The organism is Alphaproteobacteria bacterium, assembly GCA_024244705.1.
GTDB lineage: Bacteria > Pseudomonadota > Alphaproteobacteria > JAAEOK01 > JAAEOK01 > JAAEOK01.
In genome coordinates this window covers 33,544-48,913 of sequence record JAAEOK010000070.1, presented here as the reverse complement: position 1 = coordinate 48,913, position 15,370 = coordinate 33,544, and the positions used below count along the sequence as shown (strand labels likewise).

The following is a 15,370-nucleotide window of genomic DNA, read 5'->3' as shown; positions in this document are numbered from 1 at the left end:
TGGTGGGCGCTGCAAGGATTGAACTTGCGACCTCTGCCGTGTGAAGGCAGCGCTCTCCCGCTGAGCTAAGCGCCCGGATGGCCCGCATATAAGAGCCGGTCCGCGACCCTGTCAAGCAAGCCCGGGTGAATTCGCCGCGCCCGATTGCGTTTCGGGACCCGGGCTATTTCTTGGTCGCGACAAAGGCGCCGTCCCAGGACTCGCCGGGCGGCTCGGCGCGGAACGAATCGATGCGTTCGGCGAACAAATCGTAAAATGCGTCCATCGACAGGTCGAGCCCGGCGGACTGAGCCCGGCACTTCGGCAGCAGGTCGCTGGCGACGTCCCAGTGCTGCTCGAAATATGCTTCCATGAAAGCGTCGTGGTCGGCGATGAAACGTTGGAAATCGGGCTGTTCCGCCAATGCCTGATCGCCGACCAAGGCGAAGATACGAACCGGCTGCTGCCGGCCCTTGACCTTGATCCGGTCGATGTGGATCAGCGCGAGGTCGGCGGCGCCGGACGCCGTGCTTTCACCGACCACGATCGGCGCACCGTAAAAGCTGGTCTGGCCCTCGAGGCGCGATGACAGGTTGACCGCGTCGCCGAGGACCGAGTAGTCGAAGCGTTGGTCCGAACCGATATTGCCGACGCAGCACACGCCACTATTGAGGCCAACCCCGATCCTGATTTCCGGTGCCGCGCGGCCTTCCGATTCGGCGCTTTCCTCCTGCAGGGATGCATTCAGCTCGGTCACCCGCCGCATCATATCGAGAGCGGCGAGACAGGCATGCCGTTGGTGGTCGGCATCATCGATGGGCGCGTTCCAAAACGCCATCACGCAGTCTCCGATATATTTGTCGACGGTACCGCCGTGCTCCAAAATAGCCTCGGTCATTGGCGTGAGGATGCGGTTGATCAAGACCGTCAGCTCTTCGGCGTTGGTATGTTCGGCGATCGAGGTAAAGCCGCGGATATCCGAAAACAGAATCGTCATGTCACGGTTTTCACCGCCGAGCTTCACTTGATCCGGGTTTTGCGCAAGGCGATCAACGACCGCCGGCGCGAGATATTGCGAGAATGTCCGCCGAACCATTTTCTTGTCGGCTTCCTCGCGGACATACTTGACGTAGGTCAGCACGCCATAAATGGCGAATGTGGCCACCGCAGTCGCGGTAACGTCGAATAAGACGCCCTGGTCGACATAGAGGTACCAAGAGACTCCCGCCAACGTGAACATGACGGCGGCGCCGAACAACAGGGTGGCGACCGCCGACAGTCTTGGAATCAGGATTAGAATCATGAGCGCGGCCAAGATCATCGCCATGTATTCGACGGCATTCAGATAGTCGGGGCGCGAAAGGAGGTTCTGGGTGAGAACGTTGGCGAGGAAATGGGCGTGGACTTCGACACCGGGCATGGACTTGGCCACCGGTGTCGTCTTGATATCCAGCAAGCCGGCTGCCGAGGTGCCGATGAGCACGAACTTGCCGGCGATCAGCGCGGGGTCGACCGACCCGTCGAGAATGTCCTTCGCTGGAATATAGGGCACCGACATCGCGTTGCTGAATCGAATCCAAACCTGACCGAACCGATCGGTCGGGATCGGAACGCCGCCTACCACAACGCTCGATATGCCGGGTTTGTCTGAATACTCGGCCTTTTCGATGCGGATCCCGATCGTGCTTTGCCCGGTGGCGAGGCGAAGCATTTCGACTCCGAGCGATGGCACGACGGTACCGCCGACATTGAGCGCCAAAGGAATTCTCCGCGTGATGCCGTCGCGTTCCGGCAAGATGGTGATCATCCCAAGACCATGTGCCGCATCCTCCAAGGCGGGGACATTTCGCGTAATGCCATCGTGGTTGAACAGGTAGAGGCGTGGGTCCCCGCCAATCTCGGCGACCGCCGTTTTCTTCGGCGGCGGTCGGTCGGTGAGTGCGTCCGCGTTCAAGCTGCCGGCCTGCGCCATGACGGTGCGGGTGGCCGCGACGATCTCCGCGAAGACGTTGTCGTTGTCGGGCAGGCGGCGCAGCTGCTGGCGAATTTCGTCGCTGATTCCGACGATTTGATCGGCGAGAATGGGCGGAGATACGCGATCCGGTTCGGGGAACACGACGTCGAAACCGATGACGACGGCGCCGTTGACTGCCAGTTGGCGCACGATCTGCGCGATCACCGGGCGCGGCCATGGCCATTGCCCGATCTCGGCCAGGCTCGATTCATCGATGTCGACGATGACGATGGGCACGCCGTCGAGGTCGGGCGGATCGATGCGCTGATAGAAATCGAACAACTGATGACGAAGAATTTCGACCGTAGGCGGGTCGATGTATCGAACCATGACGATGGCAACCAGGAGCAGGACACCGACGACGGCGCCGAAACGCCCGAGGCCTTTGCCCGGTCGCCCAATTTTTCCCTGTCGAAAAATATCTTTAAATTTATCAATCATTTAGGACAAATTCTTACTCGAATGATTTGATTGGGTTTCCGCGGACCCTGCCTTCTTTGTAACAATATTATATGTAAATTTTCGCCCCGTCGTGTTAGTCAAAGCGTGTGGTTGTTGTCGCGGAATCCATGATACGAGGCACAATCGGGGAGAGTCTTTAGCATGTCCTTACCCACCGACGGCACCTCTTTGGGGTCGGAGAGCGTCGGCGGAGAGATCGCACCCACCGTCGTCACGGACAGTGGAGGTGCGGCCGATCTTCCAATTGACGGAACCTACCTGCAGGACGCTTCCTATGACCGGAGCGGCGACGACCTCGTCCTGAATCGGGACCAGGACGATGAGCTGATCGTTCGCGACTTCTTCGGTCCCGGCGATCACTCGGGCATCGTCACCGAGGACGGTCATGCCCTGGATTTCGATACTGTAGAACGGTTGGCAGGACCACTGGCCCCCGGTCAATATGCTCAAGCCGGTCCGGCACCGACAGGCAATGCGATTGGTGAAGTCGAGGATCTGACCGGCGATGTCAGCGCGACCCACGCCGACGGCTCGATTGTCGAGCTCAGCGAGGGCGATCCGGTTTTCAAGGGCGATGTCATCGAGACCGGTCCCGATGGGGCGATCGGCATCAGGTTTGTCGACGACACCACTTTGGCGTTGGATGCCGGCGCCCGTATGGTGCTGAACGAGCTTGTCTACAATGCTGATGAGGGGTCCGGCGCCGCCGTATTTTCCCTGATCAAGGGCGCGATGGTGTTCGTTTCGGGCGAGATCGCGCATAGCGGGCCCGATGCCATGGTCGTGAATACGCCGACGGCGACGATCGGCATTCGCGGCACCAAGGTCGGTGTGCTGTTCAACATCTTCAAGGAAACTTTGGTCGACCTATTTACACCGGAAAGCATTGTCGCAGTCTGGAATGTCGTAGGCGAATATCTACTAACCGGCGAAAACCCGCTTCTAATTTTTAAGAGCGCAAATGAACCGCCGGAAGTCCCGGAAGATGCGGATGTCTATCATTCTCTTTTCTTCGGGGCAGAACGATTTTTGCCGCAATCGGCGGATGACGATCAGACGGACTACGACCTTGAAGGGTTTCAAGGCCGTTTGGCGCGACTTCGGGAGTTTCTGCTCGATTCAATTCAGGGCGGCCCCTTCCTCGAAGACGTAGCATTTGACCTCACCACGATCCCGCTGGATCCACTTGGCGGTACCAATTTCTCCTTTTCCAGTCAAACGACTCAGGAAGAGAGTGGAACCCTTGATATTCTAATCAACCACCCGCCGGTCGCGTCTCCCAATGAATTCCTGTCGCAAAGCGGCAATTTGATTTCCGACAATACGGGCATGGGTGTCGACAGTGATCCCGATGGCGATGATCTCATGATTGTTGCCGTGACAACGCCTGTCGTATCCGGCGTGCCGGGTGGTGCCGTGGTCAGCGGCAGCTTCGAGAACGGCTTCACAATCGAGACGAATCTTGGCGTTGCGCTCCTAACAATTGATGGCGATGGAAGTTTCACCCTATCGATTGTGGAGGGAAATCCATTCCAAGGACTCGCCGCGGGAGACCTGGGCAGTATCGATTTCACTTATACTCTGTCTGATGGGACCTTTACCGACACGGCGGACACTTCGATCGGAATTACCGGTGTCGACGACCCACCAATAGCGGTGGATGACCAATTTTTCGTAGATGAGGACATGGCGTTGACGGTGGGCCCGTCGGGGGTTCTGAGCAACGACACCGACATCGACACCGGCGACGCGATCACGGTGACCTCGTTCAGCGCGTCGAGCGCCGAGGGCGGTTCGGTCAGCGTCGCCAGCGACGGTTCGTTCACCTATGTGCCGTCGGCCGACTTCAACGGCACCGACACCTTCACCTATACCATCGCCGACAGCGGCGGTCTGACCGACAGCGCGGTGGTGACGGTGACAGTGACCGAGGTCGAGGACAAACTGCTGGTTGGTGACAACGATGACAACATCGAGAATCCTGCCGAATCGACTAGCCAGATCGATCCTCATGACGGCGTCGATGGCGACAGCCCGCGCCTTGTCGGTGGAATTGGGGATGATGTGATTCTTGGCGACATCGGCGGTGCCGAGGAGGAACAGGCACCGGGAACCGAGGGCATATTTGGACAGAATGCAATCGTGATTCTCGACAGATCCGGCAGTATGGGTGGTGATAGAATTGTTACCGCCAAGGAAGCTATCCTTGAATTGTCCCGGACCTATGCAACCCATGCCGCCGACGCGGTGCGCGCCGGAATTGACCTTGTGGTCAAGTTTGCAGTCATTCCGTTCAATTCGGCCGCCGGGTCACCAATCGCGGTCGAGATCAGCACTTCGACCATCACGCTTGCAACTCTTGACCAATTTCTCACCGAGATCGACCCATTGACAGGGCTGCCACAGACAGGCACTGGCGTTTTCGAGTTTCATCAGACAGCTTTCATGTCTTTTTACGATGATCTCGCGGGCATTAACGCGAGTGGCGGCACCAACTATCTCAATCCGTTGAATAGCGCTCTTAATATACTTCTGACCGACAACGGGTTGGCTGCCGGAGACGATTTTCAACCGTTGCATGACGTCGACGGGTCGAAATTTGCCGGTAACTCACTTTTCTTCATTACCGATGGTGTGCCAAGCGATTCGGCCGCATTCAATGCCTTTGACGCGCCAACGACTTCCGGAGCACCGGTCACCGCGGGCAATGGACTTGATTTCTGGCGAGGTATATGGACCGCCCTTGGTGTCGAGGCGTTCGGTATCAATATCGAGGCGCCCAACGCCTTCGCTTCGATCAACCGAATCGATAATACCGGCGGTGCCGAGAATATCGACAACGTCTCACAGCTTGGTTTCGCGATACAGCAGACGCTACCGTCTTTGATCGTAAATCCGTCTCCTGTTGGTGGCGACGACCTGCGCGGCGGTGCCGGCAACGATGTCATTTTCGGTGACGTCATCTATACCGACCTGTTGTCGCAATCGTTGATAGACGGCGAGGGCTATGCGGCCCTGCTCAGAGAAATTGGCGGTGATCCGACGACGGCAGAGCAAGTCGCTGACTATATCCGAGAAAATGCGGATTCGCTGCATCTCGACAACGACCCGCGTGGTGAGTCCGATACCATTGATGGTGGCGCAGGCAGCGACCGCATTTTCGGGCAAGGCGGCGATGACGATATCGTTGCCGGCACCGGCGCCGATATCGTCGACGGCGGCACAGGCGATGATACCATACGTGCCGATGATCAATCGGGGAGTGCGGACGGTTCAATTGATACGATTGTTGGTGGGCGGGGGAGCGATGACCTCATCGGTCATGCAGATGACAAAGATATCTTCATTTGGCGTTCGGGACACCGTGGGCCGGCGGGTGAGGTCATCCTAAGTCCGGATGTCGAACAGGTCGGGCCGGACAAGGTAACGGCCGACGCCAACTTGATCGCCGATACCACAGTTCAATATTGGTTCTTCGAAGTCAGCGAAACGACGGCGGTGACGTTCGACGGCAAATCGATTTCGCCGGGCCTCGATATGGAATTTTTCCTTTTCGCAGATGACGGCAGCCTGCCCGTCGTTCTTGGCGGCGCCGGACTGCTTGGCGCGCTCATAGCGGTTAACGACAACGGTGCGGAATCCGCCGTTGGGGCCGGTGTGGACTACGGTGTGGCGAGCGATGGCGGCTCCAGCACATTCGACCCCTTCATAGTCCTCGGGCAGCTTTCGGCTGGAAGTTACGTACTGGCGGTCAGCTCCGCGAATCTGGATGAATCGTCGGCGCGGCTTGGAACGAACGTCGGAACGACTGGCGGCAGTGGCGACTATCAGCTCACGGTTACCGGCGAAAACATCGAGTTGGTCGACGGGCCTGGTCTGAGCGAGACCTTGGTGCAAAATGCTGACGACGACGTCGACACTGTTATTGGATTTGAATTGGCCGAGATCGGTGGCGATGAACTCAATCTCAGTGATCTTCTCGTTGGTGTGCCCGCCTTGGCCGACGGCGCAGCACTCGACAGCTTCCTGAACATCTCGATCAATGCAAGCGGAGATACCGAAATCGATGTAGACTACGATGGAGCGGCGAACAACGCGGACTTCGACCTCCAACTCAAGATCGTTTTGAGCGGGCTAGACAATGCCGATTGGGCTGCCGCAAATGGGGGTAGTGTACCGACAACGTCGGAAGAGTTCATCGATATCCTATTGGAAAACAACCAATTGGTGGTCTAAGCGACGTGGTTCCACCTATTGGCACCTGTCCAACGCGGCGAGCACCATGGCCGGCGTCAGGTCCCGCATACATTTGAAGTGACCGAGTGGACACTCGTCGGCGTAGCAGGGACTGCATTCGATTCCGGTGCGGACCGCTTCGACGCCCGGCGATTTCGGCAGGGCGAAGGCGGGATCCGTCGGCCCGAAAACGGCCACCGTACGTTTGCCAAGGGCGGCCGCGATGTGAAGGGCGCCACTATCGTTGGTGACGACCTCGGTGGCGAGGGATATCAGTGCCACCGATTGGGCGATTGACGCGCGGCCCTTGAGATCCAGGCAGCTACCGCCGCTCAGGTCGGCGACCTCGGCCGTGATGGGCGCATCCGCGGGCGAGCCGTCGATCCAGACCGCCCATCCTTGGGTCCGGCGATGGCGGGCGATTTCGGCAAAGTGTTCCGCTGGCCAGCGCTTTGCCGGCGCATTGCCGGAACCCGGCGCGATGATCATCAGCGGCCCTTCAGGCGGCGAAAGGCTCAAAGCTTCGAGCGCGGCCGTCACCTGGTCCGGCCCCACCGAAAGCGCCGGCGGCGGGAACGCCTCCGGGGGTTGCCCGGTATCATCGGCCAGGGCCGCGAATCGGGCGGTTTGGTGGGGGGAATTCTCAGGATCCGCTGCACGATGGTCGGTGAGAATCCCGAAACTCCGCCCCCGCGGGTGGCCGACGCGTTTGGGGATGCCGGCCCAGTAAGCGATCAGCGCTGCCTTCAAGGTGCGGGGAATGACATAGGCGACGTCGTAGGCCTCCGGTCGCAGCGAGCGGCCCAGCGTTCGTCGGCCGCGCAGATTGAGCTCGCCGTGGCGAAACGGCATTTCGATGGCGCGCCGCACCTCGGGCATGAACGCCAAGAGCGGTCGCGTCCACGGCGGCGCGAGCACATCGATGTCGGCATCCGGGTTGCGAAGTTTCAAGATTTTCAACAGGCCCTGCGACATGATCATATCGCCGACCCAGGCCGGACCGACGATCAGGATCTTTCGCACGCGTTCGCCCTCCATTGGCCGCTATTCGACTCCAACCGCGCCGCCTTCGACAGCGCGCCCGTGTTCCGGCGGCGCGAACAGCATCGCCGCAAAAAATGCCCAGAAATGGCCTTCCGGACTGTTGAGCAATGAAGAGTTGAAGGCACATGCGATGGCGAAGCAGGCGAGGATTCCTTGGCCCAGGTATCGATCGGGCGGCGGCAGCCGACCCGCGGTCCGCCACTGTGCGACGAGCAGCCATAAGAATACGATCAGGCCGACGGCGCCCAACTGAACGGTGATCAACAGATACTCGTTGTGGGGCTGGCTGTTTCGGACCTGCCACTTTGAATAGGGCGAAACGGCGGCGCCGTAACCACCTGTGCCATGTCCGAAGAGGGGGGCGTCGCCAATCGCCAATACCGAGCGCCGCCATTGATCGAGGCGGTTGCCGGTGGGGGACCCGCCGGTGCCCCACTTGTGCTCCATCGTCGACACGATCGCGCGGTCGATACGGTGCGAGAATATTGGCGAGGTGTTCAACACGATCAGTAACAGCACGGCCAGCACTAGACTGCCGACGATCGCTCCGCGCCAAGCGAATTTTTGCCAGGCAAACAACAATGCCATTGCAAAGTAGAGAACATAGGCGGTGCGGGATCCGGTCGCATAGAGCACCATGTAGGTTCCAACCACAACGACAAGCAGCCAAAGCAACCGCTGCATTCCAGCACCATCGAGCGCCCGATGAGCCGCCCAAAACATCGTGTAGACGAGAAAAATGCCATAGATGATGCGGTTAAAAAATGCGGTCGGTTCCGACGGTCGGCCGACATTGTACCAGCCCAATGCTTCCCCGAATGAGATGCACAAGGTCAAGAGCATCGAAGCGACAAACCCCCAAATCGCGATCCGGCGCTCGCGCTCGTTGTCGGTCAGGGCCATGAGAATTGGGACCAGAAGCAACTCCCGGTATTTCTTGAATGCCGTTAAGCCGTCGGAAAGATCGGCCGACGTATAAAGCAGTCCAAGCGCGAGCAGCGCAAAAAGAATCAGCGATGCGCGCACGACGACGCTTTGGTTCCATTGCGCCGGCAGGCGTCGAAAACGGCCCCGCACCAGCCATAGCACTACGATGACAACGGTGACCACCGCGACAAGGGTCGGGTCGATGGGAATGACGAAGCCGAACAGAAACAGTGCAAATACGCTCAACGATTGGGCTGGATCGTCTCTGAACCGGTGCCAGGACGCGGCGAGCATGGGTCGTTGCAGCATTGTCGTTTGGGCTCGGATCTGCCGCCAGGATGTGGTCGTCGCAGGGCGCCGGTGTTGGCACCGTCGGCAGGGTTGCACAGGAATATGTGGCCGACAAGAAATCCTTGGCCGACGGCCCATTGTCGTGCCCTCGGCGGTCTTCTATTCCTGGCGTCAAAGACGGCGATGTGGCAACCTCGCGCTCGATCACGGCGTGGAATCAGTGGCATACACGGTCATCGGAAATGGTTGATCAGCGGTTAGCGATAGTCGTCCTGGCGGCGGGCTTGGGCACGCGCATGAAATCCGATCTGCCCAAGGTGCTGCATAAGGTCGGCGGGATGCCGATGATCGGTCACGTTCTGGCCGCCCTTGGCGAACTCGGAGCCGGCAAGGTCATTGTCGTCGTCGGTTCTGAAATGGCCGATCGACCGATCGATTTCGCCCCTGCCGAAGTTGCCGTTCAAAGCGAGAGGCGGGGCACCGCCGACGCGGTCAGGTCGGCTTTGCCGTGTCTCGAGAGTTTCGACGGTGACGTCCTGGTTGCCTACGGTGACACGCCCTTGGTGAGTCCCGAAACCTACGCCGCCTTGTTGGCGGCAAAGCGGGGCAGTGACGGAGCGGCGGTTGCGGTGCTCGGTTTCCGGCCGGCCGATGCGACCGATTACGGCCGCCTGATTACGGGCGAAGACGGCGCGTTGCAGGCGATCGTCGAAACCCGCGACGCCAGCGCCGAGGAACGCAAGATCGCGTTGTGCAATTCGGGCTTGATGGTGGTCGATGGCCGCCACCTCGCCACTCTGCTCGCGGCGATCGGCGACGATAACGCGAAGGGTGAATTCTACCTCACCGACATCGTCAAGGTGGCCCGGGCCGCGGGGCATGGATGTGTTTACATTGAAAGCAGCGATGCCAATGAACTCATGGGTATCAATGCGCGTGCCGACCTCGCCGTCGCCGAAGCGGTCTTCCAGACCCGCGCCCGCGCACAGGCGCTGGCGGCCGGCGTGACCATGGTCGATCCGACGACGTGCTATTTGAGCTACGATACGCGACTCGGACGCGATGTCGTGATCGAGCCCCATGTCTTCATCGGACCGGGCGTCGTCATCGGTGATCGCGTCACCGTGCGCGCCTTCTGCCATATTGAAGGCGCGGCAATCGGGGACGATGCGTCGATCGGTCCGTTCGCGCGCATACGCCCCGGCAGCGAGCTTGGGAACGGGGTCCGCATCGGCAACTTCGTCGAAATCAAGAACGCTCAATTTGGCGCCGATGCGAAGGCCAACCATCTATCCTATGTCGGTGACAGCGCTGTCGGGAATGGTGCCAATATCGGCGCCGGCACGATAACCTGCAACTACGATGGTGTCGGCAAGCATCGAACCGAGATTGGGGCAGGCGCCTTCATCGGCTCGAATACGGCATTGGTGGCGCCGGTCCGTATCGGCGCCGGCGCGGTAATCGGCGCGGGTAGCGTGATCTCGGAGGATGTCGAGGCAGAGGCGGTGGCGGCGACGCGGGCGCCGATTCGTCAGGTCGCCGGCGGCGCGCCGAAATTGCGTGAACGCAACGCCGCCCGCGCCGGCGCGGAGCGACCGGAAAAAGAGAAATAGGCCATGTGTGGAATTATCGGCATTCTTGGAAACGGACCTGTCGCACCTCTCCTGGTCGATGGATTGCGCCGACTCGAATATCGCGGTTACGATTCGGCGGGGATCGCGACCCTGGTCAACGGCTCCATCGAACGTCGACGCGCGGAAGGCAAGCTCGCGAATCTAGCCGGACTGATCGAGCGCGAGCCGGTGGCCGGGACGATCGGTTTGGGCCACACGCGGTGGGCGACCCATGGCGCGCCGAATACGGAAAATGCACACCCCCATGCCACCGACAAGGTCGCGGTCGTCCACAACGGGATTATCGAGAATTTTCAGACCTTGCGCCGTCGAATGGAAGCCGCGGGCAGGGTCTTCGAAACGGAAACAGATTCCGAGGTCGTCGCCCACCTCATCACCGAGAGCCTGGAATCTGGCGCGACGCCCGAGGACTCGGTCAGCGCGACGCTCGAAGAGCTGGAAGGCGCCTTCGCTCTCGCGGTCATATTTGCCGGCCGCCATGACGTCATGTTCTGCGCCCGCCGCGGCTGTCCGCTGGCCATCGGCTACGGGGACGGGGAGATGTATGTCGGTTCCGACGCCCTGGCCTTGGCCCCTTTGACGCAGCGCATTTCCTACCTCGAAGAGGGCGATTGGGCTGTGGTGTCGTCAAACGGAGCGCGGATCATCGATGCCCGCGGCGACGAGATCGAACGCCCGATCAACCGTACTGCGTTGTCCGGTGCTTTGATCGGCAAGGGCAACTTCCGTCACTTCATGCAGAAAGAGATTCACGAACAGCCGGCCGCGGTCGGCGATACCCTTTCGAGTTTTATCAATCCGGTGTCGAGAGCCGTCACCTTGCCGGCGCTGTCCCATAATCTCGCGGACGTTTCGCGCGTCATGATCGTTGCCTGCGGCACGTCGTACCATAGCGCGATGGTGGCCAAATACTGGATCGAAATGATCGCCCGCGTTCCTGTCGAAATCGACATCGCTTCGGAATTTCGCTATCGGGAGGCGATCCTGCCGGAAAACAGTCTGTGCCTGTTTATTTCCCAGTCCGGCGAAACGGCCGACACGCTGGCCGCACTGCGCCATGCTCACGCGCGTGACATAGCCACCCTTGCCATTGTCAATATGCCGGAGAGCAGCATGGCCCGTGAGGCGGGGTCGGTATTGGCCACCCATGCCGGACCGGAGATCGGCGTCGCCTCGACGAAAGCGTTTACCACCCAGTTGGCCACCCTGGCTTGCTTCACGATTGCGCTGGCGCGGGCCCGTGAAGCGATCGATACATTGGAAGCGGGCCGCCTGTCGGGTGCCCTCACCGAGATTCCATCGCGGCTGGTCGAGATATTAAACCACGACGAGACGATCGCAGAATTGGCCCAGGATGTCGTCGAGGCCTTGGATATTCTTTACCTTGGCCGAGGGACCTCCTATCCGATCGCACTCGAAGGCGCGCTCAAGCTCAAGGAGATCTCCTATATCCATGCCGAGGGCTTCGCCGCCGGCGAAATGAAGCATGGACCGATCGCGCTTATCGATGAGACGGTACCGGTCATTGTCATCGCGCCGAGCGACGCCCTGTTCGAAAAAACCGCATCGAATGTTCAGGAAGTGATCGCGCGCGGCGGGCGGGTCGTCCTCTTGTCAGACCGCCAAGGGATAGACCGGATCGGTGATGGACCGGCCGCAACGATCGAATTGCCCGCGGTCGATCCCTTCGTTGCCCCGGTGCTGTACACGATTCCGGTTCAATTGCTGGCCTATCATGTCGCCGTCCTCCGCGGCACCGACGTCGACCAACCACGCAATCTGGCGAAAAGCGTGACCGTGGAATAGAGACTGCCATCTCCGCATCGACCCCATGCTTGACGCCAGCCCACCAATCATCGTCCTTTCATTCGTTGCGCTCGTTTGCTGCGTATGGGCTTGGCGGCGGTCGATCGCCGAATCGAATGCGCGTCGCGAAATTATCGACTGGGTGCGAACCAATCATGCACGGCTGTGGGCCAACCTGCCGGCTTCCGACCGGTTCATGGGAATGCCGACCCTGATCCGCCTCATGCGCGAGGGCCGGCTCGACGATCCCGAATTCCGCCGCCGCGCCGAAGCGTTGCAACAGATGCCGTCGGTCTTGCCGCCGTTGCTCATGGGTATGGCTGCGATCGGCCTGTTGTTGCTTGGATCGCACCTATTCGGTTGGCGTTCCTAGACCACCGCCCGTTAATCGCCACGCCGCCCGAAATCCCGAAATTTCGACAACCATCGCCCGGCTTTTGCAGGGTCGAGCGCCGCGACGCCGCCGATCAAGCTCTCCCGAATGGGGCGAATACCGCAGAAACGTAAGATATTGCGCTCCAGGCTCTTTAGACTGTGGGCACCGAAATACCAGCGGTAGAAAATGGCCGGCATGTCCATGGTGACGACGATGCGCGCCGATTTGCCGCCGAGCAGCTTTTTCCAGTTCGGTCCCGATGTGGCGGGTTGGAATGCGAAACCGGGGCGCATGAGTTGCTCCAGAAAGGCCTTCAGCAGCGCCGGCATCGTCCCGAGCCAGAGGGGGTAAATGATGACGAGATGACCGGCCCGTTCGACTACCCGCTGGCATTCCAAGATCGATGCGGGTGGTGGGTCATTTTCGAAACTTTCACGGGTTCTGAGAAGTGGGAACTCCAGTCCGGCCACGTCGATACGCTCGACGTCGTGCCCGGCTGAACTGGCGCCGTCGGCGTAGGCTTCGGCAAGCGCGTGGCAGAAATGTGTCCCACTCGGATCGGGATGGCCCTGAATAATGGCGATCGATTTCGGCATTGGAGATTCCTAGAGCGCTCGAACGAAGCCTGACGTTGACCTATGTCAACATCGCATGGCGCGGCCAAGGATTGCTTGCCGCTGGGCCTCACAGCGAACCGTTCTATACTGGTGATCGAATATCAATCGATGGGAGATCCGGCGATGGCCAAGAAAACCGCCATCCACAACGAAAATGCCCCGGACTTGAGGATCATGTTCAATTGGGGCCTCAAGATATCCGATTTTAGCGAGCTGTTCCTGATCGCCGGACTCGGTGACCACGGTCCCGATATGGCCATCCGCAATCCGGGCGACCCGGTGGCTCAGACGGAGGCGATCCTTGCCGAATTGAAGGATTATGTCGAACGCAATGGCTACGGCCTGAACGACGTGATCCGTATCGAATTCACCCTATCGAAAGAGGTCGATCCGGCACTCCACCAAGACATCTTCGGGTGCTTTGCCGCATTCTTTGCCGAGGTCGATGTCAAGCCCGCGGCCGGCACGTTGCGGGTGGTCGACGCACTGGCGCTACCCGGTATGTTGGTCGAATACGAGATCTGGCTGGCGAAACAGTCCGCGGCGCCAAACCGCCGGCGCGGCGGGCGCCACAATTTGTCATCCCGCTGCAATAATAATGGCGATAGAATGCACCTTTCTCGGATCGCAAATACGAGGTTCCAATGCGCAAGCAGATTCTGATAGCGGCCGCGGCGTTGTCGTTCCTGGCCGCGCCGGCGATGGCTTTCCAATGCCCATCGGATGTCGCAAAAATCGACCAAGCATTGGCTACCAATACGACATTGACCGATGCCCAGCGGGCGGAAGTCGTCACCCTGCGCAACGATGGCGAGGCGCTTCACAATAGTGGTGATCACACTCAATCGGTGGCTACTTTGGCCCAGGCCAAGGAGATCCTCGGGATCGAATAAGGAGGCCGGCCACGGATTCGGCGTTGCTGTCCGTGCGGCTCCGAGGCCGTGCGCGCATTGCTGCGAGCCGTTCCGCCACATTCAGTCTGATGTCTTCGTGGAACAGATTGTATTCCATGACATGGTAGTCCCGTCCCGGTAGCCGAAGGACGGCGTAGGCGGGATGGGAAGGACGCGAAACGTAAAGTAGTCCGTCGTGGCAGCGGGCGGAGACGAGACTGGGATGCACCGCGTTCGATAGGGGCACCAGTCGTCCGCCGCGATGGTCGGATGGCGACGCAACCGCACCATCGCGAGACCACGTCAAAGGATTGACGCAGACCCTCTTTCGCCCAGATGCCGGGGCATAGGCGGTGCCGGTCCAAACGACGACCCGATGCCGCCAGCGCTCCGCCGCACCGCCGATCCCAAGCGTATTCCACGCGACAAAGCATCCGATTTCATTCGCCGTGCCACAGACCGGGACATTTCCGGGTACGGGCAGGCGGGCCGGGTAACCGACCAGGTAGGCAACCACGAGACGGTCGCGAAACCGCGCATCCGAGGAGACATCCTCGACCAGCCTTTGCAAATGCAGCGAGCCTTGGCTGTGGCCGGCGAGGACGATCGGCCGCCCGTCATTGGCGTGATCGAGATACCACTTGAAAGCCGCGAGTACGTCCTCATACGCCATGTTGAGCGCGGCGCGGCTATCGGTTCCGGTGGAAAGGAAGGCAGCCAAATTGGCTTGCCGGTAGCGTGGTGCAAAAATACGACAGCAGTCGCGGAACGGTGCCGTCATCGCCGGCAGGGCGATTGTGGTCAGGCGCCAGTCCCCGGACTCGGCCTCGATCCCATCGTTCCAGCGCCGATTACCGAAATAGCTGGTGCCGTGAACGAAGAAGAGGTCGGCGTTCTTCGATGCCGCGACGTTGAGGCCCGGCCTCGACCACCACGAATCGATCTCGGCAAAATTCGGCGGCGCAAGCCTGATCGAGCGATCGATTGCGTGGCCGGGCTTGGCCCACATGCGGACAAGTTCCTCAGGTGCGGCCGCGACGGCAACGATGCCGGCCGCGGCTGCCAGCATCAGGAATGACGCCATGGTCAAT

11 protein-coding genes and 1 tRNA gene are annotated in these 15,370 nt (G+C 60.1%); 6 read left to right on the top strand and 6 right to left on the bottom strand.

Annotation, left to right across the window (positions count from 1 at the left end; all coding sequences use genetic code 11):
* A tRNA-Val gene (locus GY791_12000) sits at nucleotides 1–75 on the bottom strand.
* 88 nt (nucleotides 76–163) lie between these two features.
* The gene (locus tag GY791_11995) at nucleotides 164–2,434 is read right to left on the bottom strand and encodes an adenylate/guanylate cyclase domain-containing protein (protein MCP4329148.1); all 2,271 of its coding nucleotides are present in this window, start codon (nucleotides 2,432–2,434) and stop codon (nucleotides 164–166) included.
* Nucleotides 2,435–2,596: 162 nt separating this feature from the next.
* Here GY791_11995 and GY791_11990 point away from each other — a divergent pair, with 162 nt between their 5' ends.
* On the top strand, nucleotides 2,597–6,691 hold the full coding sequence (locus GY791_11990; protein ID MCP4329147.1) for a type I secretion C-terminal target domain-containing protein: 4,095 nt from the start codon (nucleotides 2,597–2,599) through the stop codon (nucleotides 6,689–6,691).
* A 15-nt stretch (nucleotides 6,692–6,706) separates the two neighbouring features.
* On the opposite strand, the gene waaF is transcribed toward GY791_11990, so the two are convergent.
* Nucleotides 6,707–7,714, bottom strand: coding sequence for a lipopolysaccharide heptosyltransferase II (gene waaF / locus GY791_11985; protein ID MCP4329146.1), 1,008 nt, complete (start codon nucleotides 7,712–7,714; stop codon nucleotides 6,707–6,709).
* A gap of 21 nt (nucleotides 7,715–7,735) precedes the next feature.
* Nucleotides 7,736–8,971 (bottom strand): O-antigen ligase family protein, encoded by a 1,236-nt coding sequence (locus GY791_11980; GenBank protein MCP4329145.1) that lies wholly within the window; start codon nucleotides 8,969–8,971, stop codon nucleotides 7,736–7,738.
* A 224-nt stretch (nucleotides 8,972–9,195) separates the two neighbouring features.
* On the opposite strand from GY791_11980, the gene glmU reads away from it, so the two are divergent.
* Genes glmU through GY791_11965 form a run of 3 tightly spaced genes read left to right on the top strand, consistent with a single transcriptional unit; the run spans nucleotide 9,196 to nucleotide 12,766 of the window.
* Nucleotides 9,196–10,566: a bifunctional UDP-N-acetylglucosamine diphosphorylase/glucosamine-1-phosphate N-acetyltransferase GlmU gene (gene glmU / locus GY791_11975; GenBank protein ID MCP4329144.1), complete on the top strand. Its 1,371-nt coding sequence runs from the start codon at nucleotides 9,196–9,198 to the stop codon at nucleotides 10,564–10,566.
* A gap of 3 nt (nucleotides 10,567–10,569) precedes the next feature.
* Entirely contained in the window at nucleotides 10,570–12,393 is a 1,824-nt protein-coding gene (glmS, locus tag GY791_11970) for a glutamine--fructose-6-phosphate transaminase (isomerizing) (protein MCP4329143.1), read from the top strand.
* A 25-nt stretch (nucleotides 12,394–12,418) separates the two neighbouring features.
* Nucleotides 12,419–12,766, top strand: a complete 348-nt coding sequence (locus GY791_11965; protein ID MCP4329142.1) for a hypothetical protein — start codon at nucleotides 12,419–12,421, stop codon at nucleotides 12,764–12,766.
* Between the two features lie 11 nt (nucleotides 12,767–12,777).
* Here the strand turns inward: GY791_11965 and GY791_11960 are convergent, their stop codons facing one another.
* Nucleotides 12,778–13,365: an NAD(P)H-dependent oxidoreductase gene (locus tag GY791_11960; GenBank protein ID MCP4329141.1), complete on the bottom strand. Its 588-nt coding sequence runs from the start codon at nucleotides 13,363–13,365 to the stop codon at nucleotides 12,778–12,780.
* Nucleotides 13,366–13,509: 144 nt separating this feature from the next.
* On the opposite strand from GY791_11960, the gene GY791_11955 reads away from it, so the two are divergent.
* Both GY791_11955 and GY791_11950 read left to right on the top strand, forming a co-directional pair.
* Nucleotides 13,510–14,049, top strand: coding sequence for a RidA family protein (locus GY791_11955; GenBank protein MCP4329140.1), 540 nt, complete (start codon nucleotides 13,510–13,512; stop codon nucleotides 14,047–14,049).
* Entirely contained in the window at nucleotides 14,031–14,279 is a 249-nt protein-coding gene (locus GY791_11950; GenBank protein MCP4329139.1) for a hypothetical protein, read from the top strand. Before GY791_11955 ends, GY791_11950 begins: the two co-directional genes overlap by 19 nt.
* Here the strand turns inward: GY791_11950 and GY791_11945 are convergent.
* On the bottom strand, nucleotides 14,239–15,363 hold the full coding sequence (locus GY791_11945; protein ID MCP4329138.1) for a DUF3089 domain-containing protein: 1,125 nt from the start codon (nucleotides 15,361–15,363) through the stop codon (nucleotides 14,239–14,241). The genes GY791_11950 and GY791_11945 overlap by 41 nt on opposite strands.
* Nucleotides 15,364–15,370: the final 7 nt, after the last annotated feature.

Bases quoted from the DNA above. Each gene is read 5' to 3' on its own strand.
- GY791_11995 (MCP4329148.1), bottom strand. From the start codon at position 2,434: ATGATTGATAAATTTAAAGATATTTTTCGACAGGGAAAAATTGGGCGA.
- GY791_11990 (MCP4329147.1), top strand. From the start codon at position 2,597: ATGTCCTTACCCACCGACGGCACCTCTTTGGGGTCGGAGAGCGTCGGC.
- GY791_11980 (MCP4329145.1), bottom strand. From the start codon at position 8,971: ATGCTGCAACGACCCATGCTCGCCGCGTCCTGGCACCGGTTCAGAGAC.
- glmU (MCP4329144.1), top strand. From the start codon at position 9,196: ATGGTTGATCAGCGGTTAGCGATAGTCGTCCTGGCGGCGGGCTTGGGC.
- glmS (MCP4329143.1), top strand. From the start codon at position 10,570: ATGTGTGGAATTATCGGCATTCTTGGAAACGGACCTGTCGCACCTCTC.
- GY791_11965 (MCP4329142.1), top strand. From the start codon at position 12,419: ATGCTTGACGCCAGCCCACCAATCATCGTCCTTTCATTCGTTGCGCTC.
- GY791_11960 (MCP4329141.1), bottom strand. From the start codon at position 13,365: ATGCCGAAATCGATCGCCATTATTCAGGGCCATCCCGATCCGAGTGGG.
- GY791_11955 (MCP4329140.1), top strand. From the start codon at position 13,510: ATGGCCAAGAAAACCGCCATCCACAACGAAAATGCCCCGGACTTGAGG.
- GY791_11950 (MCP4329139.1), top strand. From the start codon at position 14,031: ATGCGCAAGCAGATTCTGATAGCGGCCGCGGCGTTGTCGTTCCTGGCC.
- GY791_11945 (MCP4329138.1), bottom strand. From the start codon at position 15,363: ATGGCGTCATTCCTGATGCTGGCAGCCGCGGCCGGCATCGTTGCCGTC.